Source organism: Nostoc sp. CHAB 5836 (assembly GCF_020829445.1).
In the GTDB taxonomy this organism is placed as follows: Bacteria; Cyanobacteriota; Cyanobacteriia; order Cyanobacteriales; family Nostocaceae; genus Nostoc.
The window spans coordinates 13,727-31,982 of sequence record NZ_JAIVFV010000043.1 but is presented as its reverse complement, the minus strand read 5'-3'; the positions used below and the strand labels follow the sequence as shown (position 1 = coordinate 31,982).

Annotated in this window: 25 protein-coding genes and 1 pseudogene; all 26 read right to left on the bottom strand. The window is 44.3% G+C overall.

What is annotated here, in order from left to right:
- Positions 1-193: 193 nt before the first annotated feature.
- The 26 genes and pseudogenes from LC605_RS11355 to rplN all read right to left on the bottom strand — a co-directional run bounded on the left by LC605_RS11355 (position 194) and on the right by rplN (position 18,255).
- The gene (locus tag LC605_RS11355) at positions 194-1,879 is read right to left on the bottom strand and encodes an ABC-F family ATP-binding cassette domain-containing protein (RefSeq protein ID WP_229547647.1); all 1,686 of its coding nucleotides are present in this window, start codon (positions 1,877-1,879) and stop codon (positions 194-196) included.
- A gap of 155 nt (positions 1,880-2,034) precedes the next feature.
- Positions 2,035-2,841: pseudogene (locus LC605_RS11350) on the bottom strand (Rpn family recombination-promoting nuclease/putative transposase).
- An 807-nt stretch (positions 2,842-3,648) separates the two neighbouring features.
- Positions 3,649-4,107: a DUF29 domain-containing protein gene (locus LC605_RS11345; protein ID WP_229547646.1), complete on the bottom strand. Its 459-nt coding sequence runs from the start codon at positions 4,105-4,107 to the stop codon at positions 3,649-3,651.
- A gap of 55 nt (positions 4,108-4,162) precedes the next feature.
- Entirely contained in the window at positions 4,163-4,516 is a 354-nt protein-coding gene (locus LC605_RS11340) for a DUF5615 family PIN-like protein (RefSeq protein ID WP_229547645.1), read from the bottom strand.
- Between the two features lie 14 nt (positions 4,517-4,530).
- The gene (locus LC605_RS11335; protein ID WP_229547644.1) at positions 4,531-4,761 is read right to left on the bottom strand and encodes a DUF433 domain-containing protein; all 231 of its coding nucleotides are present in this window, start codon (positions 4,759-4,761) and stop codon (positions 4,531-4,533) included.
- A gap of 195 nt (positions 4,762-4,956) precedes the next feature.
- A complete protein-coding gene (prfA, locus tag LC605_RS11330; protein ID WP_229547643.1) occupies positions 4,957-6,054 on the bottom strand; it encodes a peptide chain release factor 1 in 1,098 nt (365 codons plus the stop codon).
- A gap of 104 nt (positions 6,055-6,158) precedes the next feature.
- Positions 6,159-6,401 carry a 50S ribosomal protein L31 gene (gene rpmE / locus LC605_RS11325; RefSeq protein ID WP_229547642.1) on the bottom strand — a complete coding sequence of 81 codons (243 nt, stop codon included), beginning with the start codon at positions 6,399-6,401 and terminating at the stop codon, positions 6,159-6,161.
- 161 nt (positions 6,402-6,562) lie between these two features.
- A complete protein-coding gene (rpsI, locus tag LC605_RS11320; protein WP_229547641.1) occupies positions 6,563-6,979 on the bottom strand; it encodes a 30S ribosomal protein S9 in 417 nt (138 codons plus the stop codon).
- Positions 6,979-7,440: a 50S ribosomal protein L13 gene (gene rplM / locus LC605_RS11315; protein WP_229547640.1), complete on the bottom strand. Its 462-nt coding sequence runs from the start codon at positions 7,438-7,440 to the stop codon at positions 6,979-6,981. The genes rpsI and rplM overlap by 1 nt, the downstream gene beginning before the upstream one ends.
- A gap of 181 nt (positions 7,441-7,621) precedes the next feature.
- Complete coding sequence (truA, locus tag LC605_RS11310; protein WP_229547658.1) at positions 7,622-8,470, bottom strand: tRNA pseudouridine(38-40) synthase TruA; 849 nt, start codon at positions 8,468-8,470, stop codon at positions 7,622-7,624.
- Between the two features lie 109 nt (positions 8,471-8,579).
- Positions 8,580-8,930, bottom strand: a complete 351-nt coding sequence (gene rplQ, locus LC605_RS11305; protein WP_229547639.1) for a 50S ribosomal protein L17 — start codon at positions 8,928-8,930, stop codon at positions 8,580-8,582.
- A 32-nt stretch (positions 8,931-8,962) separates the two neighbouring features.
- Positions 8,963-9,910 carry a DNA-directed RNA polymerase subunit alpha gene (locus LC605_RS11300; protein ID WP_229547638.1) on the bottom strand — a complete coding sequence of 316 codons (948 nt, stop codon included), beginning with the start codon at positions 9,908-9,910 and terminating at the stop codon, positions 8,963-8,965.
- A gap of 392 nt (positions 9,911-10,302) precedes the next feature.
- Positions 10,303-10,698: a 30S ribosomal protein S11 gene (rpsK, locus tag LC605_RS11295; protein ID WP_069070761.1), complete on the bottom strand. Its 396-nt coding sequence runs from the start codon at positions 10,696-10,698 to the stop codon at positions 10,303-10,305.
- A 54-nt stretch (positions 10,699-10,752) separates the two neighbouring features.
- Positions 10,753-11,133 (bottom strand): 30S ribosomal protein S13, encoded by a 381-nt coding sequence (gene rpsM, locus LC605_RS11290; protein WP_104906411.1) that lies wholly within the window; start codon positions 11,131-11,133, stop codon positions 10,753-10,755.
- Between the two features lie 115 nt (positions 11,134-11,248).
- The gene (gene rpmJ / locus LC605_RS11285; RefSeq protein WP_015129703.1) at positions 11,249-11,362 is read right to left on the bottom strand and encodes a 50S ribosomal protein L36; all 114 of its coding nucleotides are present in this window, start codon (positions 11,360-11,362) and stop codon (positions 11,249-11,251) included.
- A gap of 117 nt (positions 11,363-11,479) precedes the next feature.
- Entirely contained in the window at positions 11,480-11,704 is a 225-nt protein-coding gene (gene infA / locus LC605_RS11280; RefSeq protein WP_006276978.1) for a translation initiation factor IF-1, read from the bottom strand.
- A gap of 418 nt (positions 11,705-12,122) precedes the next feature.
- Entirely contained in the window at positions 12,123-12,674 is a 552-nt protein-coding gene (locus LC605_RS11275) for an adenylate kinase (protein ID WP_229547637.1), read from the bottom strand.
- 2 nt (positions 12,675-12,676) lie between these two features.
- On the bottom strand, positions 12,677-13,987 hold the full coding sequence (secY, locus tag LC605_RS11270; RefSeq protein ID WP_229547636.1) for a preprotein translocase subunit SecY: 1,311 nt from the start codon (positions 13,985-13,987) through the stop codon (positions 12,677-12,679).
- 74 nt (positions 13,988-14,061) lie between these two features.
- A complete protein-coding gene (gene rplO, locus LC605_RS11265; protein WP_229547635.1) occupies positions 14,062-14,505 on the bottom strand; it encodes a 50S ribosomal protein L15 in 444 nt (147 codons plus the stop codon).
- 183 nt (positions 14,506-14,688) lie between these two features.
- Complete coding sequence (gene rpsE, locus LC605_RS11260; RefSeq protein ID WP_229547634.1) at positions 14,689-15,216, bottom strand: 30S ribosomal protein S5; 528 nt, start codon at positions 15,214-15,216, stop codon at positions 14,689-14,691.
- A 193-nt stretch (positions 15,217-15,409) separates the two neighbouring features.
- A complete protein-coding gene (gene rplR / locus LC605_RS11255) occupies positions 15,410-15,772 on the bottom strand; it encodes a 50S ribosomal protein L18 (protein WP_099101131.1) in 363 nt (120 codons plus the stop codon).
- A gap of 2 nt (positions 15,773-15,774) precedes the next feature.
- Positions 15,775-16,323, bottom strand: a complete 549-nt coding sequence (gene rplF / locus LC605_RS11250; protein WP_229547633.1) for a 50S ribosomal protein L6 — start codon at positions 16,321-16,323, stop codon at positions 15,775-15,777.
- Between the two features lie 93 nt (positions 16,324-16,416).
- Positions 16,417-16,818 carry a 30S ribosomal protein S8 gene (rpsH, locus tag LC605_RS11245; RefSeq protein ID WP_229547632.1) on the bottom strand — a complete coding sequence of 134 codons (402 nt, stop codon included), beginning with the start codon at positions 16,816-16,818 and terminating at the stop codon, positions 16,417-16,419.
- A gap of 20 nt (positions 16,819-16,838) precedes the next feature.
- On the bottom strand, positions 16,839-17,387 hold the full coding sequence (rplE, locus tag LC605_RS11240) for a 50S ribosomal protein L5 (protein ID WP_229547631.1): 549 nt from the start codon (positions 17,385-17,387) through the stop codon (positions 16,839-16,841).
- Positions 17,388-17,533: 146 nt separating this feature from the next.
- Positions 17,534-17,887 (bottom strand): 50S ribosomal protein L24, encoded by a 354-nt coding sequence (gene rplX, locus LC605_RS11235; protein WP_229547630.1) that lies wholly within the window; start codon positions 17,885-17,887, stop codon positions 17,534-17,536.
- Positions 17,887-18,255 carry a 50S ribosomal protein L14 gene (gene rplN / locus LC605_RS11230; protein WP_229547629.1) on the bottom strand — a complete coding sequence of 123 codons (369 nt, stop codon included), beginning with the start codon at positions 18,253-18,255 and terminating at the stop codon, positions 17,887-17,889. The genes rplX and rplN overlap by 1 nt, the downstream gene beginning before the upstream one ends.
- Position 18,256: the final 1 nt, after the last annotated feature.

Here is an 18,256-nt window from a genome sequence, read left to right as displayed (position 1 = left end):
GTAATATCCGAATGATACCACTGCTAATCCATGCCGCAAGTGAATTTTTGCTTATTAATTTATTTTATGAAAGAATTGCAGTTTTTTGATAGACTTTTTAAATTTTAGCAATTTTTCTGTAATGTTGTTGAGCGCTAATAACAAATGATTACTTAGTAGTAGAGTTTTCGCGCTACTACTAAGTAATCATTTGTTATTTCCTTTTAGTGGAAGCTTTTGCAGCTTTTTTAGCAGCTTTTTCAGCAGCGATCGCAGCTAACTTGGCTTGTTCTTTTTCTTCGGCAATTTTCTGGAGATAGTAATGATAATCTCCTAAGTAAACGCGGAATTCGCCATCACGAATTTCAACGATTTTGTTAGCTACTTGAGAAATAAAGTAGCGATCGTGGGAAACTACAATTGCCGTGCCATCATAATTTTTAAGCGCTTCTTCCAGCATTTCTTTAGCTGGAATATCTAGGTGGTTTGTCGGCTCATCTAAAATTAGTAAGTTCGCAGGACGTAAGAGCATTTTTGCCAACGCCAGACGAGCTTTTTCTCCTCCACTTAATGCGCCAACTGCCTTAAATACAGTATCACCAGTGAATAAGAAGCGTCCCAAAAGTGTGCGGACTTCTTGATTATCCCAATCGGGAACTTCATCATGGATAGTTTCCATGACAGTTTTCTTCAAATCCAAGGCTTCAGCTTGATTTTGCTCAAAGTAACCGGGAATAACGTTGTGATCCCCTAATTGAACACTACCTTCTGTGGGTGGTTCCATACCCATAATTACGCGCAGAAGGGTAGATTTTCCAGCACCATTTGGGCCAAGAAATGCAATGCGATCGCCTCTTTCAATGAGGAGATTTGCTGCCAAAAACAGGATTTTATCACCATAAAGATGAGTTAAATCTTTAATGTCTACTACCTCCCGTCCACTACGGGGTGCGGGGGGAAAACGGAAGTGGAGAGTTCTTACCCCTGCAATGGGTGCTTCAATGCGCTCAATTTTGTCGAGTTGTTTTTCCCGGCTTTTCGCCTGGGTACTGCGGGTAGCACTGGCGCGAAATCTATCAACAAATGTTTGCTGTTTTTCTAATTCTTTTTGCTGACGTTCGTAAGCACTCAGTTGTGCTGATTGACTTTCGGCTTTTTGTTCCAAATATGCCGAGTAGTTCCCAAGGTAAGTACTAGAGACACCACGTTCAGTTTCGACAATTTGGGTGCAGAGGCGGTCAAGGAACTCCCGGTCATGAGAGACTATTACCATCGGCGTAACTAGCCCTCGGAGGTAATTTTCTAACCACTCAATGGTTTCTAAATCTAAGTGGTTAGTCGGTTCATCCAGCAGCAACAAGTCAGGTTTTTGCAGCAGTATTTTACCTAAACTCATCCGCATTTGCCAACCACCACTGAAGGCACTAACGAGGCGATCGCCATCTTCTAGCCCAAACCCCATTTCTGGTAAGATTTTCCCGATGCGTGCATCTAAGTTGTAGCCATCCAAGGCTTCAAATTTGCGCTGCAAGCGATCCAACTTGTCGATCAGTCGATCCAGTTCCTCTGGGCTAGCCGTTTCCATCTCTTGTGGTATGTGCGCCAGAGATAACTGTACTTCGTTGGCTTCTTTGAAGACAGTCCAAAATTCTTCTCTAACGGTGCGGGTGGGGTCTACTTCAAACTCTTGGTTGAGGTAGGCTATATGTAAGCTATTAGGACGGATAATTTCGCCTGCGGTGGGTTCAATTTCCCCAGAGATGATTTTGAGTTGGGTAGATTTTCCAGCACCGTTGACACCGACTAAGCCAATGCGATCGCCTGGTTTAACTTCCCAGTTGATATCTTTGAGAACTTCGCCTGTGGGATAAATTTTACTTATATGTTCTAGTCGCAGCATTAAGTTTCTCTCAGGTAGGGAGTGGGTGGTTGAGGACGAAGTACTAACACCGCCTCTAATATTAACAAAAATTAACTATAAATTCGTCGTGAGAAAGTCTCGTGAGCGCAAACCAAATTTTGCTTGAGCCACGGATAAAATTTACCACATCTATCTTAAGGCTGACTTTGTGCTACTTGTCTGACTTCTTCGACATTCAAATCTAACGCCTGTGCTACTTGTTCTACAGTCAACCCTGCTGCCAACATTGCTGGTACTGCTTTTAGTTTCCCTTGAACCTTACCTTGTTCAATGCCTTGTTCAACACCTTCCTGAAAGGCTTCTTGATAAAATCTGGTTTGCTTTAACTCGCTTAAGCTAAACATTTGCTCCATCTCCTCCCTACTGATTGTGGGAAATTTGTAAACCAAAATAGTCTCTATAAATTGTAATAATTGCTGCTGTTTTGATGGTGAGTTTATCTCTGACTTAGTTCTGTCTATCAACTGCCTTGCTTGGACAATTGCGATATCATCGGCTGCAATTACTAATTTAGCAGTTGCAATGCCGATTGGAAGCGATGCAGCTTCACCTAATTCATCCAAATAAATGCGCCTGACGCGCCCACTTGTGAAAAACTCACGGTAATGTTTGATATTGCCTGTATCTACTTTCCTATTTGGGTATAAAACCACAGCACCCCAATCATTTAACGGTTGATTCTGACGCAGGTATAAACATATTTCTGCAATTAGCCGTGAATAAATTTCCCCATCGGCTTGAAATTACACTTCCACAAAGTAAATCTGGTTTCCGCTTCCTGGTGTCGGTAGAAATACCCCATCGATTCTGAAGGCTGTTTGTTTGATTTCAACTGATGAAAATTGATAAAGGCTAGCATCTTCTGGAGGATTACCAATAATTTCAAATAAGATCAATACCTTCGCCAATTTACGAGCCTTGATATAGAACAAACCTAAGATTTTACAAGTTTGTTTTTGCCGGATGGCAAAAAACTGACCCAATAAAATACTGTATGGTTTGTGTGGAAGTAATTTTGACTGTAGTATACGTCTGGACTGGAGTTTGACGTTTTGCCTCATAATCAAGCATGGTCTTATGTTGGGCTATTTCGCTTCCTCAAGGGTGCAACTTTGACTCTAAGAATTCACTTAAAAAACTCTCCTTTATTAAAGCAGGAAATTTTACTATAAAAACACAAAATGCGCGTATTCACTGATGTAAACGGCAAATTTGCATAGTTAATATGTAGCAAATAATATAGCATCGGCTAGTGGATCAAGTTTAGAGGATGTTTTAAAAGTGGTTGGCTGTGATTTTAGGCACTTAGTTGATCCCCCCAACCCCCCTTAAAAAGGGGGGCAAAACCTTTCAAAGTCCCCCTTTTTAAGGGGGATTTAGGGGGATCTAGAACGTTTTGCTACCGATAAAAAGACTTTTAAAACATCCTCTCACTAGGTCGGGAAACGCTATATGTTGGGCTATTTCGGCAAAAGCTAGATTACTTATTTTTTTGGCTAAGGTATTGATAAGATAAAAGATTTACGGTATTTGAATAAAAGAGTACCTAGTTTTGTTTTTAAAGATGAAGAGCAAGGTTTTGTTGCTAAATATCTTGAATACTATCGTACTCTTTATAAGGCATGGAATACGAACCACAGAGGCGCAGAGAACACAGAGAGAAGGAGAAGGAGGAAATGCTTAACTGAACTGTATTGAAATATAACGTGTCTCCAAGTAAAAAATGAGCGTCAGAAAAATGGTAGGAACTATCCTTGCCAGTCTTGACGAGTATCGCACAGAAAATTGTCTGCGATCGCCTCATCAAATAAATAGGGGCAATGTTCTGGAAAAATTCGTAATGGTAAGTTAGTTTCTCGTAGCGCCAAATCGACCCCCGCTTCAAAGCCATCTAACAAGGCTTCTTCGATTCGAGACTTTAAGCTAGGGTTCTGTCGCAAATGCCTATGGATGGCGCGACGCTGTTCTCGAATTGTTAAAAACCAACTGCGATCGCGTTGTTCGGGTTGATACTCCCACTTCAAGAGATGGCCAAGCAATACACTCAGACGACTCACGAGTTCTCGATACTCCTGTCTGCCCAAAGCTTGAATTTCCTCTTGCAGGTGTTGCCAGTCTAGTTCCATAACTAGCCTCTGCTCTAACGCTTTAGCCTGTTGCTGTGTCCAGCCATAGAAGTCTTCGTCATACAAAAAAGGTTTTTCCATAAAGTTGAATCTTCACAGCAAGAGACCACAAACTAGTTTGTTGACACTTTCAGGGCTATCCAGGTCTAATTGGTAAAATACGCACCCTAGATTGGGCTTGGTCAACAGTGACCAATGCGCCTGTTAAGAGTGAGGACTCAAACTGCTTCAGAGCTGAAATGACTATCTGTTCGATACTATTAGGCAAAATATCCTGGGTGCGAACCTGAATAACACTGGGGGTATCAGCACCTGTTGCAGCAAGCAAGGAGCCGAAGTCTAAATCGTGAGTAAAGACGATATAACCATTAGTTCTTGCCCACTCCATAATTATTGAATCTTTCTCGCGGGGGTCGCCAATGGTAGACCAGTGGACAGATGAAATATTGTACCTCTCAAAAACCGCAACCCAATCAGGGGAAAGGTTCATATCAATCAAAATCTTCATGCACTTATAAGAGGGACTTCAATTTCTTCAACTCGCCATGCTGCATAGGCAAGCGCCTCATAGATATCAGCTTCTTCGAGGTAGGGATATGCTTTGAGAATATCAAAGAAGCTGTGTCCAGATGCCATTAAGCCAACGATAGTACCAACAGTGACACGCATTCCTCGAATGCAGGGTTTGCCGCCCATAACTTCTGGATTGCGGGTAATTCTGGTGAGATTTTGCATGGTTCTTGCTTCGCTATGTGGGGTTATTGGATTGAGAAACCAGAAATGCCTGTGTCAATCTTTTCCATTATCTGTCCTAAAATCTCAGCGTTGAGACTGCCAATTCCAAATCTCTGCGCGATATTAGAAAACCACTTGTATGTGTTAAAAACAACAGTACAACAAGTGGTTTTACAGAATATTTAACAGCAAAAATTAGTTAGCGGCGGCAGTCGCTAACTCCGCTAGACGTTCTTGCTGGTCTAGAGATATACAAGATTGAATAAGCGTCTCTAAATCACCTTCCAAAACAGGGTTCAGGGAATAATTCTGACCTAACCGATGATCGGTAGCGCGGTTATCTTTATAATTATAGGTGCGAATTTTTTCCGATCGCGATCCAGTACCAACTTGCGATCGCCGCATGGAAGTTACAGCTTCTTGTTGTTCGCGTAACTTCATCTCATACAACTTCGCCCGCAGAATTTGCATCGCCCGTTCTTTATTTTGCAACTGGCTGCGTTCTTCTGTACAGAAAATCCGAATCCCTGTCGGTTTGTGCATCAAGTCAGCGGCCGTTTCCACCTTGTTGACGTTTTGTCCACCAGCACCGCCAGAACGGGCTGTAGTCATTTCAATATCTTTCGGGTCAATGTGAATTTCCACATCATCCACCTCTGGCATAATCGCCACGGTAGCTGTGGAAGTGTGAACCCGTCCCCCAGATTCAGTTGCCGGCACGCGCTGCACACGATGCACTCCAGCTTCAAACTTTAATTGGCTGTAAACGTCATTACCTTTAATTTCGAGAATGACTTCTTTCCAGCCACCCATTTCTCCACGAGATTCGCTCACTAGAGAAACTTTCCAACCTTGAGTCTGGGCATAGCGGGTGTACATTTGCATCAAATCGCCAGCCCAAATACTTGCTTCATCGCCACCAGTACCAGCGCGAATTTCCAACATGATATTCTTTTCATCATTGGGGTCGCGTGGTAACAGCAAGACTTTCAAGCGAGACTCTAAGTTTTCTATTTTTTCCTCAAGTTCTTTTACTTCCAGTGCTGCCATTTCTTGCAACTCTGGGTCACTTGCAGATTCTTTATAAACCTGACGCGCTCCAATCAAATCTGCTTGGGCTGTTTTCCAAATTTCATAAGTATTAACTACCTCTTCCAAAGAAGAACGAGACTTAGCAATTTCTTGATACTCATCAGGGTTACTAGCGGTATCAGGGTCGCCAAGACGACGTGTTAATTCATTAAAAGTTTGTTCAACGGATTTTAGTTTATCCAGTAAGTATGATTCAGCCATGACGAGTGCGATCGCTCCTTAAAAAAATAACAAATTGGCTCGAGCATATAAATAAAAATCGACCCAGCTGATGCAGGGCCGTCGTTAACAGCAGAGCCAACTCGCTACTTTTTGTCTTGTTCGTCGCCAGATGTTTGAGTGCTGCTCATACCGTACTTGCGGAGGAAGCGCTCTACTCGACCCTCAGTGTCAATAATCTTCTGAGTGCCGGTGTAAAATGGGTGATTTCCAGACCAAATATCTACGTGCAATTCTGGCTTAGTAGAGCCAATGGTCATAACAACTTGACCGTTGCAGTAAACTTTAGCATCTGGATACCACTTGGGGTGAATATCAGCTTTAGCCATTGTTTTTTGTGATGAATCTATATCAATTATAACTTTCAGCGTTCAATTGCAGCTAGGGAGTGGGGAGTTAGGAGTTAGGAGTTAGGAGTTAGGAGTTAGGAGTTAGGAGTTAGGAGTTAGGAGTAGTTTTTCCTCATGCCCAATGCCCAATGCCCAATTCCCTAACGCTTAGAGTACTGAGGCGCTTTCCGAGCTTTATGTAAACCATATTTCTTCCGCTCTTTTGCTCTCGGATCGCGAGTCAAGTAACCTTCGGTTTTCAAAGGTGGGCGGTTGTCTGGATCAAGTTGGCATAAAGCACGAGCAACGCCCAAGCGAACAGAATCAGCCTGTCCGGTCAAGCCGCCGCCTTCTGCTTTCACCAAAATGTCATATTCGTTTTCTAGTCCCAGAGTTTCCAGGGGTGCTTTGATCACTCCCAGATAGTTGGGGTTGAATTGGAAATACAAGGTTCCATCTTTACCGTTTACAGTCAGTTGACCGGTGCCTGGAACCAAGCGTACTCTTGCTACTGCATTCTTACGACGGCCAGTACCCCAGTATACGGCGCGACCGCTATTAGCATCTGCTACTACCATTAATTTTCTTCTCCAGGAATTGTACTAATTTGTAGTTCTTTGGGTTTTTGAGCATCATGGGGATGCGTAGGCCCAGCGTAAACTTTCAGCTTGGTGAACAACTGCTTACCGAGGCTACTTTTGGGTAGCATACCTTTAACAGCTTGTTCTAAAATCCGCTCTGGTATGCGGTCTTGCAGTTTAGCGAAAGTTTCCGTTTTCATCCCACCGGGCCGACCAGAATGGCGACGGTAAAGCTTTTGGGTGCGCTTTTTGCCTGTAACTGCTACTTTCTCGGCATTGATGATAATTACGAAGTCACCTGTATCTAGGTGGGGTGTATATTCGGGTTTATTTTTGCCTCTCAATACCTGGGCGACTTCGCTGGCGAGGCGACCGAGGCGTTTATCTGTGGCATCTACTATGTACCACTCACGCTCAAGGGTTGCTTGAGAAGGAAGGTATGTTTTACTTGTTGTCATTTGTCATTTGTCCTTTGTCATTTGTCTTTTGTCATTTATCATTGGTCATTTGTCTTTTGTCATTGGTCATTTGTCATTTGTCATTTGTCTTTTGTCTTTTGTCATTCACTAATGACCAATACAACTCTTGGAGAAGCTGCGCCAAGGACTACGCTCAGTACTAATGACCAATGACTAATGACTAATGACCAATGACTAATGACTCTTGACTAGTGACGAACTTTGGCAAGGTGTCGTACCAAGTCTCTTTTGGAAAGGGAAAATCTGGATAGCCGACTCGCAATAAGCATAAGCCTTGTGGCGGTGCGGCGTGTTTCACTTCTTCCCGGCGTTGTTCTTTCCAGAGTTCGGTGAAGCTAGAAAGTGTCCGTTGTCCAGAACCTACCTGTACCAACATCCCTACCAACAGCCGTACCATGCCATACAAAAATCCATCTGCCTGTATTTCAATATGGATAAATGGCCCACTGCGACGACACTCTGCTGCTTGCACCTCTACCCAAGAATGCGATCGCTTTGAGCCTGCACGGTGAAAAGCAGCTAAGTGATGTTTTCCCAAGAGAGGTTTCAAGGCAGCTTCAATTAAAGATTCATCCAGGGGTGCATAATAATAATGCCAACTGAAGGGTCTTACAAACAAGTTTTGCCGATCTTCAGTATATATTGTGTAGCGATATCGTCGATAAGCTGCACTAAAACGAGCGTGCCAACGGTTATCTACACTAGCTGAAGCCCTGATTAATATATCTGACGGCAGATAACTATTTAGGATTGTTGCCCACTTGTGAGGCGGAATTAAACCTGTTGCTTCAAAATGGGCTACTTGAGCAGCAGCATGAACTCCAGAGTCGGTTCGTCCTGCACCATGTAGTGTTACATGATGCCCAAGAATAGTCGCGATCGCTATTTCGATCTCTTCTTGGACTGTCCGCTGTTTTTTTTGCCGTTGCCAGCCATGAAAATGAGTGCCTAGGTATTGGATTACCAAGGCTACTCGATGAGTTTGTGTAGGCTGGTGGCTTTCTAACATACAGATTTTGTCCTTTGTCATTTGTTTTTTGTCATTTGTCCTTTGTCAGTTGTCCTTTGTTATTCACGAATGACCAATGACTAATGACTAATGACCAATGACTAATGACTTAAACCAATTCAATTATGGCCATTTTTGCATTATCACCCCGGCGCGGTACGGTACGCATGATGCGGGTGTAACCGCCCTGGCGATCGCCGTATCGAGTCGGGGCTTGTTCAAATAGAGCGTGAACCAGTTGTTTATCGAAGATATAGCCTAGGGCTTCCCGACGTGCTGACAAGGAGCCATTTTTGGCTAAGGTAATCATTTTTTCCACTTCACTTCGGAGAACTTTCGCTCTAATTAAAGTGGTGGTGATCTTACCATGACGGATCAGCTCGGTGGCGAGCGATCGCAATAAAGCACGGCGTTGATCGGCTGGTTTACTGAGTTTTTTGACGCGACAACGGTGACGCATAATTATGCACTATGAATTATGAACGGTTTTTCTTAAGGATGTTTAGAGCCTCTTTCCATTGGCAGGGTGATGCCCAAGCGTCGCTGCAAAGCTTCCACAACTTCTTCTGCTGACTTTTGCCCAAAGTTCTTAATTTCTAAGAGGTCTTCTTGGGTATAATCCAACAAATCTGCCACAGAGTTAACTTGCGCCCGTTTGAGACAGTTATATGCCCGCACAGAAAGTTGCAACTCTTCGATGGGTATCTGGGCAGTTGGGTCGTCTGGAATATCGGAACCTATATCTGTTGGTTCTAGGGAGATATCTTTCAACGGGTTGAATAAATCTACCAAGATCGCAGCAGCAGAAGATAGTGCTTCTTGCGGGGAAATACTGCCATTTGTCCAAACTTCCAACAGTAGTCGGTCTTTTGGAATCAAGCCTTCCCCACGAGATTCTTCAACACTGTAGTTGACTTTTCGCACAGGCATAAATATTGAGTCGATTTGGAGAAAATCCAACGATGTGGCTTCCTCACGTCCTCGCTCTACGGTGCGATAGCCTTTGCCTTTTTCGATCCGAAATTCCATTTCCAACTTTCCACCTTCAGCGATGGTGGCTACATACTGGGTCGGATCGATGACTTCTACTTCACTGGGCAAATCGAAATGTGCCGCAGTGATTGTTGTTGGGCCGGTAACGAGTAATCTCCCAATCTGAGGCTGCGAAGAATAGTTTTTTAGGATAACTTCCTTCATTCTCATGAGGATTTCCAGCACATCTTCCCGCACGCCCGGAACTGTGGCGAACTCATGTGAAACACCTGCAATCCGCACTGCTGTAACTGCTGTACCTTCTAAATTAGACAGTAAAACCCGCCGCAGTGCGTTGCCAACAGTTGTTCCTTGACCGCGTTCTAGAGGTTCCAAAACAAATTTACTGTAATGGTTCCGACTTTCTTCGGTATTCGACTCTACACATTCAATTTGAAACTGCGCCACGGATGAGCCTCCCTTTTTCTAAGGTGCTGCTAGCAGACAAATCAATTGCCTCCAGAATTGATTGCCAATTTTCGATTTTGGACTTTGGATTTTGGATTGTGCTTCTTTCGTTCATGCTCCGCCTCATGATTAGCGCAACAAATCTTAAATCATCAACTTAAAATCCACGAGGCCCAGCACCCTTGTCGGGTTCAATCTAAAATCGCAAATCTAAAATCCAAAATTGATTAATAATATTTTGGGTAACCCGAAGTTTAACAGCTTTCCTGGCGGGAAAATCTGACGCGCTTCTGGTGGCCCAAGCTTTGACTCAATAACAGTTTGCACGTTAAGACGCTCAAGCGGTCATTGCTGGCTGTAACTTTTCGTCCTCACTGCCCAAGTTTTGGTATTTAAACTCGACGGCGCTTGGGTGGACGACAACCATTGTGAGGAATCGGGGTAATATCCCGAATAAGTGTAATTTCCAGTCCTGCTCCTTGAAGTGCCCGGATAGCGGTTTCTCTACCTGCTCCTGGCCCACTGACCATTACCTCAATTTGGCGCATTCCTTGATCAATAGCTCGACGGGCTGCACTTTCAGCTGCAGTTTGTGCTGCAAAGGGAGTTCCCTTTTTTGCTCCCTTAAAGCCGCTAGAACCAGCACTAGCCCACGAGATGACATCTCCATTTTGATCGGTAATGGTGACAATGCTATTGTTGAAAGTAGACTGGATGTAGGCCATCCCACTGGGTACATTCCGTTTCTGCTTCTTGCTCCCGGTTTTTTTAGTTGGTTGTCTCGCCATACTTGTTTAGTTGATTTAAGGTAAAACTTGCTCGGATTAGCAAGGGTTGCAAAATTATTTCCCTGGAGCCTTCTTCTTCCCAGCCACTGTCTGCCTTCTGCCTCGACGGGTTCTAGCATTAGTGCGAGTTCTTTGGCCTCTGACTGGTAAGCCCATGCGATGACGACGACCTCTGTAGGTACCAATGTCAACTAAGCGCTTGATGTTCAAAGACTCCAAGCGCCGCAAGTCGCCTTCAACCTGATAGTTGGTTTCTATTTCCCCTCGTAGGGCTGTCACATCGGCATCACTTAAGTCCTTAACACGGGTGTCTGGGTTCACACCAGTAGCCGCTATAATTTCTTGAGAGCGTGATAAACCAATTCCGTAGATGTAAGTCAGACCGATCTCGACGCGCTTATCGCGTGGAAGGTCTACTCCGGCAATACGTGCCACAATGAACTCTCCCTATTGTTGTCGCAATTACTGTTGGTTGGAAAAACGTGATTAATCGCGTCTTTTCGTTTTAATGATGATATGCGTCCTGCAACTGGCTCTGTTGGTAAAAGCGTTATCCTTGACGTTGTTTGTGCTTGGGGTTCACGCAGATCACCATAACGCGACCACGACGTTTGATCACGTTACACTTTTCACAAATTTTCTTGACTGAAGCTCTAACTTTCATGCCTTTTATTTTTTGACTCCAAATATAAAATTATAGCATTTATAGGGAAATTAATCCAATTAAATGACTAGCAAACAGTCAAAAAAATGGTTTTATGGTAAAATTCTCTACATATACTTACTTCTTTCGTAGTCGATAGGTAATTCTGCCTTTGGTCAAGTCGTAGGGGGTCAACTCCACCTTGACGCGATCGCCGGGCAAAATCTTGATATAATTTCGGCGAATCTTGCCGGAAATGTGTGCTAGCACGTTAAAGCCATTGTCCAAGTCAACGCGAAACATCGCATTGGGCAAGGACTCTGTGACCGTGCCTTCCATTTCAATCAAATCTTGCTTAGACAATTTGTTTTTTCCTCAACTCAACAATTTCGTGTTCAGTTGCAGCGCTTCATCTGCAAAGAAACACATTTTAAGAAATATATCAACAGTTTATTAATATATCTTAGCTAAAATTGATCTTTTTCTTTAAAGGGGCATGGGGCATTGGCCATTGTGAAAAAACTTAGTACAGATGCAGCATAAAATCGTGGTGAATTGAGGGTTGAAATTTAAACGCATAGGCGCAACTCTTGGAGACGCACTCGCGTTCGCCTTCCCGCAGGGTAGGGGCGCAAAGGGAAGCGCATAGGCGCTTCGCCTTCCCGTAGGGTAGGAACGCAAAGAGAATTCGCTACGAATTTATGAAATATTGTACTGAGTGTAGCTTCTCCCCAATCTCCCTCATCTCCCTCATCTCCCTCATCCCCCTCATCCCCTCACCTCAAGCGATTACCTTTTGTAACTCACCAGTGACATCTTCTTGGGACTGATTGCCATTGACTGTTAGGAGTTTATGGCGATCGCCGTAATAATCAATTAAAGGTGCAGTTTCAGCGCGGTATACTTCTAAACGACGACGAATTACCTCTTCGGTATCATCTTTTCGTCCTCTAGCTAGCAAACGCGCGATGACAATTTCATCTGGTGCATCTAGATTGACTACCTTTTCGCCACCTTGATGTATTGCTTCGAGTAACCTCTCCAGAAAAGCTGCTTGGGTCACTTTCCGGGGAAATCCATCCAGAATCCAACCATTTTTGGCATCTGGCTGATCGAGGCGCTCCTGTACCAAGTCCTGCACTAGCTGGTCGGGTACTAACTCGCCGCCATCAACATAACTTTGAGCCTTAATTCCTAAAGGAGTCTGCTCTTTCATGGCTTGTCTTAATATTTCACCCGTAGAAATATGGGGAATATTCAAGTGTTCAGCCAAGGTTTGAGCTTGTGTTCCTTTACCCGCTCCAGGTGGCCCCAAGAAGATTAATCGCGTCACTATTATTTCACCATTCCTTCATAGCGCTGAGAGATGACATAAGTTTGGACTTGTTTGGCTGTCTCAATTGCTACACCAACTAAAATTAACAAAGAGGTAGCACCTATCCCCTGGAACGTTTTCACATTCAAAGCGCTTTCCACAGCGGTCGGGATAATCGCAACAAAGCCCAAAAAGATCGCACCCAAAAAAGTGAGTCTGTTGGACACGCGTTCGATATACTCGCTAGTTGCCTTACCGGGACGAATTCCGGGAATACTAGAACCCATTTTCTTCAAGTTCTGCGCCACATCTACTGGGTTGAGAATCAACGAAGAATAGAAGTAGCTGAAGAAAACGATGGAAACCATGTACACCAAGGCATAGACCCAGGAGCTAGAACCGCCTGGACTCAAATAAGTGTTAACTATATTCGCCAATTCGGCATTTTTAGCAAAATTGGCGATCAGCAGTGGCAAGCTGAGGATGGCAGCAGCAAAAATAATTGGCATTACGCCGCCTTGATTTAGCCGCAGGGGCAGATAGCTGCGCTGCTCTGCTAAAACTCGCCGACCTACTTGGCGACGAGCCGAAATAATTGGGATGCGGCGCATTCCTTCCTGCACAATCACAATCCCAACAATTGTTGCGAGGAAAACTAAGATCAGCACGATCACCCGACCTACTGTTTCCCGACCACCGACTTGTACCAAGTCGATGGTGTCACCTAAAGCTTTTGGTAATGAGGCAACAATATTGACAAAAATCAACAAAGATGCTCCATTCCCAATACCCCGTTCTGTAATTAGTTCTGATGCCCACATGACGAACATCGAGCCAGCAGTCAGAGCGATCGCAGTTTCAGCTACAAATATAGGCCCTGGCTTTAAGGCGAATTGCTGGAGGAATAATGCCGAAAAAGCTGTACTTTGAAGAATTGCCCAACCTACAGTGACATAGCGGGTAATCTGCGATATTTTTCGCCGACCTGCTTCCCCTTCATTTTTCTGTAAATTTTCTAAATATGGAACCGCAGCCGTGAGCAATTGGATGATAATAGACGCATTAATGAAGGGCAAAATCCCTAAAGCAAAGACTCCCAAAGTCGAAAGTCCTCGCCCCGAGAATATATCCAATAATCCAAATATGGAATTATTGCCCGATATGGCTTCGGAAAATCTGGGTCTATCAATCCCTGGCACGGGCAAGAAAATACCCAGGCGAACCAAAATTAAAATCCCGACGGTAACAAGCAACCTACCTCTGAGGCCAGCTGCCTGTGCCATCTGCATAAAAGTTTCTTGAGCCGTTGGGGCTTTATCTCGACTGATCATAGAGTGCTACCTTTATAGTGAACCAAGCACTGGCAGCGAGTTGGCTTGCATTTAAGTGCGCTGTTCCGGCTCACTCATAAGACTTCACAACTACCACCAGCTGCCTCAATTTTGCTACGAGCTGAACCTGTGAAAGCTGCCGCTTGTACTTTGAGCGGAATACTCAATTCTCCGTTACCTAAAACTTTCAATGGCCCTTTGACAGCAGTCAGAATACCTGCTGCTTTCAATGAAGCCAAAGTTACTTCCGTATTCGCGGGAAGGGAGGCTAGCTTCTCTACATTAATCGTAGTGTAAATCTTCTGATTAACAATCGGAAAGCCCTTCAGCTTAGGTAAGCGGCGGTACAATGGCTGTTGACCACCTTCAAAACCTGGTCGAGTACCACTACCAGAACGAGATTTTTGACCCCGCATACCTAGACCAGCACTGGCGCCTTGACCAGCAGAAATACCCCTACCTACACGCTTCTTGCGTTTCTTTGAGCCTTTTTGCGGCTTAACATCATGGAGTCTCATAAGTTATCAACTTCTCATTTGTGGTTTGTCATTTGTCCTTTGTCATTTGTCCTTTGTCATTTGTCCTTTGTGATTCACTAAGACTTCGACTAGCAATAGTACAAGTCGCTCGGCACAAGTCGCTCAGTACAAGTGACCAATGACCAATGACTAATGACCAATGACTAATGACCAATGACTAAATTAGATGTAGAGATTTTGAATAGGAATACCGCGATCTTCGGCGACTTCAGCAAGGGTACGCAGTGTAGATAAGGCATTAACTGCGGCTCTAGCATTATTGAGCGGATTGTTGGAGCCTAGTTGTTTGGCTAAAACGTTACGAACTCCTGCTAATTCCAACACAGTTCGCACAGCACCACCAGCAATTACCCCAGTACCAGGTGAGGCTGGACGCATAATCACTTTTGCACCGCCACCGACACCATCAATGGGATGGGGGATGGAGTTGGATTTAGTGATTGGGACATCAATCAGGTGTTTTTTGCCGTCGGCTACGCCTTTTTTGACGGCACCGATTACATCTGAAGCTTTGCCTACTCCAACTCCAACTTGACCGCGTTCGTTACCAACGACAACGATCGCTCGGAAGCTGAGTTTTTTACCACCTTTGACCACTTTACTTACGCGGCGGATTTGGATAACCCGCTCTTGCCAAGTGGTTTCTTCTTTTTTGGCACGCTTTGTTCTACTTTTACGCTCTGTTGCCATAATTTATGCTCTGGTGAACGTTAGTTGTCAGTTGTCCTTTGTCATTTGTCCTTTGTCCTTTGTCCTTTGTTTATTCAGTAATACTTGGAGTTACCTCGACTTACTTCGACTACGCTCAGTACAAGTCGCTCAGTACAAGTGACCAATGACTAATGACTAATGACTAATGACCAATGACCAATGACCAATGACTTTAGAAATCTAAACCAGCTTCGCGGGCTGCATCAGCGAGTGCTTTGACACGACCATGATATAAGTTACCACCGCGATCAAAGACTACTTTGGTGATGCCTTTTTCTAGCGATCGCACTGCGATCAATTTACCAACTTGCACCGATGCATCGCGGTTTGCACATGACGCTAAACTAGATTTCAACTCTGGTTCTACAGTCGATGCTGCCACTATGGTTTGATGCTGAGTATCATCAATTATTTGGGCATAAATATGCTCATTAGAACGAAATACCGCTAAACGCGGACGTTCTGGGGAGCCGATAACTTTGCCACGAACGCGTCGATGACGACGATTTTTTGATTCTCTACGAGTAAGTTTCATTTCTACTTCTTACCACCTTTACCAGTCTTACCAGCCTTCCGTCTGACCACTTCTCCGGCATAACGAATGCCTTTACCCTTGTAAGGTTCTGGTGGACGAACGGCACGAATTTTAGCGGCTGTGTTCCCGACGATTTCTTTGTCATAGCCGGTGACAATGACGTTAGTAGTACCTTCTACTGCAAACTGAATTCCTTCTGGTGGTTCAATTTGCACCTGATGACTGTAACCCATATTCAAAACTAGGTTACGTCCTTGAACTTGTGCCCTATAACCAACACCTTGAATTTCTAAACGGCGCTGAAAACCTTGGGAAACTCCCTCAACCATGTTCGCAACTAAAGTGCGGCTCAAGCCGTGCAATTGCTTTGAGGTACGAGTTTCATCGCGACGATTTACCTGTAATATTTCTCCCTCTTGAGAGACTGAGACATTAGGTGTGAGAGTGCGAGAAAGTTCTCCTTTCGGGCCTTTAACCACAATCTTTGCACCATCGATCGCCACTTGAACCTTGGCGGGAATAGTAATTGGACGTTTACCAATACGAGACATGACTTTTTGTCCTTTGTTATTTGTCCTTTGTCCTTTGTCCTTTGTATTTCACTAATAACAAATGACTAATGACCAATGACTAATGACCAATGACTACCAAACGTAACAAAGCACTTCGCCACCCAAGTTCTGACGCCGCGCTTCGCGGTCAGTCATAATGCCACTGGATGTAGAAATAATGGCAATGCCAATGCCGCCTAGTACCCTTGGTAATTCTTTTCGATTGGAGTAAACACGCAAGCCAGGCTTACTCACTCGCTTTAAGGCGGTGATTAGAGGCTGACGGGTTTTACCCTTGTATTTCAGGGAAATCACTAGATTGCGTTTTACCCCTTCTTCTGCTTCTTCGATTTCAGCAATAAAGCCTTCCTCCCGTAGCACTTTGGCAATGCTGCGGGTCATTTTTGTCGCTGGCACTTGTGTAGTTTGATGCCGCGCCAGGTTGGCATTGCGGATGCGCGTCAGCATATCTGCAATTGTGTCGTTAGCCGCCATCGTTCCCTCTATAGATGAACTTACTGATCGCGAAAGGGCATTCCTAATTCTTTAAGTAAGGCGCGTCCCTCTTCGTCGTTTTTTGCTGTGGTGATGATGGAAATATCCATCCCACGCACTTGATCAACGCTGTCGTACTCGACTTCTGGAAAAATTAGCTGTTCTCTCACACCCAGAGTGTAGTTACCACGTCCGTCAAAGCTTTTAGGGCTAACGCCGCGAAAATCTCGAATTCTGGGTAGTGACAGGCTAACTAGTCGGTCAAAAAAGGCATACATCCGTTCGGATCTGAGAGTAACCATGATCCCCACAGGCATCCCTTGACGAATCTTAAAGCCAGCGATCGCCTTTTTCGCCCGTGTCACCACTGGTTTTTGACCTGTTACCAAGGCAATTTCGTTGATGGATGCCTCTAGTGACTTCGCATTTTGAGCTGCTTCACCCAAACCTCGGTTAATCGTAACCTTTACCAACTTCGGTACTTGATGAACGTTGGTATATTGAAACTGATTGATCAGTTTGGGGACGATTGTCTCTTGATATAAGGTTTTGAGTCTTGTTGTCGGCATATTTTTTTTGTCCTGATATCCCTGGGCTTGGTCAGGGAACTTTTATTGTCCTTTGTCTTTTGTTATTTGTCCTTTGTCATTTGTCCTTTTACTAAGATCAATGACTAATGACTAATGACCAATGACTAATGACTAATGACTAATGACTATTTATCCAAAATCTCGCCAGTTTTCTTGAGTTTTCTGACCTTTTTGCCTTCGGAGGTAAAGGTGTAACAAATACGACTGGCAACGTTTTGCTTGGTGGAATAAAGCATGACGTTGGAGCTATGAATTGGGAATTCTTGGGTAATAATTCGCCCTGATTCCCCTTCTTGCTGGGGTTTGACGTGCTTGGTTTTAATGTTGACACCTTTGACGATGACTTTACTCAGTTGGGGAAGTGCCTGAGTAATTTCGCCAACTTTTCCTTTGTCTTTGCCAGCAATCACTTGTACGGTGTCGCCAGTTTTGACGTGCATTTTGTGGAATACTTTGGGTGTACCCTGTTTGGTTGCCATTAAAGCACCTCCGGAGCCAGAGAAACGATTTTGGTAAAGTTTTTATCGCGTAGTTCCCGGGCAACTGGGCCAAAAACCCGTGTGCCTCTGGGATTACCGTCTTTGTTGATGATCACCGCAGCGTTATCATCAAAACGAATACTCATGCCACTGTCACGAGACATAGCTTTCCGAGTTCGGACAATTACTGCTTCCACAACATCAGACTTTTTTACAGCCATGTTGGGTGTAGCATCTTTGACAACTGCGATAATTTTATCGCCGATAAAACCATAACGACGGTTGCCTCCGCCTAAGATGCGGATACACATTAGTTTGCGAGCGCCGCTATTATCTGCGACATTCAAGTAAGTCTGGGGTTGAATCACA

What these genes read in the sequence shown, in the direction of transcription:
- LC605_RS11355 (WP_229547647.1), bottom strand. Translation starts at nt 1,879, where the DNA reads ATGCTGCGACTAGAACATATAAGTAAAATTTATCCCACAGGCGAAGTT.
- LC605_RS11345 (WP_229547646.1), bottom strand. Translation starts at nt 4,107, where the DNA reads ATGGAAAAACCTTTTTTGTATGACGAAGACTTCTATGGCTGGACACAG.
- LC605_RS11340 (WP_229547645.1), bottom strand. Translation starts at nt 4,516, where the DNA reads ATGAACCTTTCCCCTGATTGGGTTGCGGTTTTTGAGAGGTACAATATT.
- LC605_RS11335 (WP_229547644.1), bottom strand. Translation starts at nt 4,761, where the DNA reads ATGCAAAATCTCACCAGAATTACCCGCAATCCAGAAGTTATGGGCGGC.
- prfA (WP_229547643.1), bottom strand. Translation starts at nt 6,054, where the DNA reads ATGGCTGAATCATACTTACTGGATAAACTAAAATCCGTTGAACAAACT.
- rpmE (WP_229547642.1), bottom strand. Translation starts at nt 6,401, where the DNA reads ATGGCTAAAGCTGATATTCACCCCAAGTGGTATCCAGATGCTAAAGTT.
- rpsI (WP_229547641.1), bottom strand. Translation starts at nt 6,979, where the DNA reads ATGGTAGTAGCAGATGCTAATAGCGGTCGCGCCGTATACTGGGGTACT.
- rplM (WP_229547640.1), bottom strand. Translation starts at nt 7,440, where the DNA reads ATGACAACAAGTAAAACATACCTTCCTTCTCAAGCAACCCTTGAGCGT.
- truA (WP_229547658.1), bottom strand. Translation starts at nt 8,470, where the DNA reads ATGTTAGAAAGCCACCAGCCTACACAAACTCATCGAGTAGCCTTGGTA.
- rplQ (WP_229547639.1), bottom strand. Translation starts at nt 8,930, where the DNA reads ATGCGTCACCGTTGTCGCGTCAAAAAACTCAGTAAACCAGCCGATCAA.
- rpsK (WP_069070761.1), bottom strand. Translation starts at nt 10,698, where the DNA reads ATGGCGAGACAACCAACTAAAAAAACCGGGAGCAAGAAGCAGAAACGG.
- rpmJ (WP_015129703.1), bottom strand. Translation starts at nt 11,362, where the DNA reads ATGAAAGTTAGAGCTTCAGTCAAGAAAATTTGTGAAAAGTGTAACGTG.
- secY (WP_229547636.1), bottom strand. Translation starts at nt 13,987, where the DNA reads ATGATCAGTCGAGATAAAGCCCCAACGGCTCAAGAAACTTTTATGCAG.
- rplO (WP_229547635.1), bottom strand. Translation starts at nt 14,505, where the DNA reads ATGAGACTCCATGATGTTAAGCCGCAAAAAGGCTCAAAGAAACGCAAG.
- rpsE (WP_229547634.1), bottom strand. Translation starts at nt 15,216, where the DNA reads ATGGCAACAGAGCGTAAAAGTAGAACAAAGCGTGCCAAAAAAGAAGAA.
- rplR (WP_099101131.1), bottom strand. Translation starts at nt 15,772, where the DNA reads ATGAAACTTACTCGTAGAGAATCAAAAAATCGTCGTCATCGACGCGTT.
- rplF (WP_229547633.1), bottom strand. Translation starts at nt 16,323, where the DNA reads ATGTCTCGTATTGGTAAACGTCCAATTACTATTCCCGCCAAGGTTCAA.
- rpsH (WP_229547632.1), bottom strand. Translation starts at nt 16,818, where the DNA reads ATGGCGGCTAACGACACAATTGCAGATATGCTGACGCGCATCCGCAAT.
- rplE (WP_229547631.1), bottom strand. Translation starts at nt 17,387, where the DNA reads ATGCCGACAACAAGACTCAAAACCTTATATCAAGAGACAATCGTCCCC.
- rplX (WP_229547630.1), bottom strand. Translation starts at nt 17,887, where the DNA reads ATGGCAACCAAACAGGGTACACCCAAAGTATTCCACAAAATGCACGTC.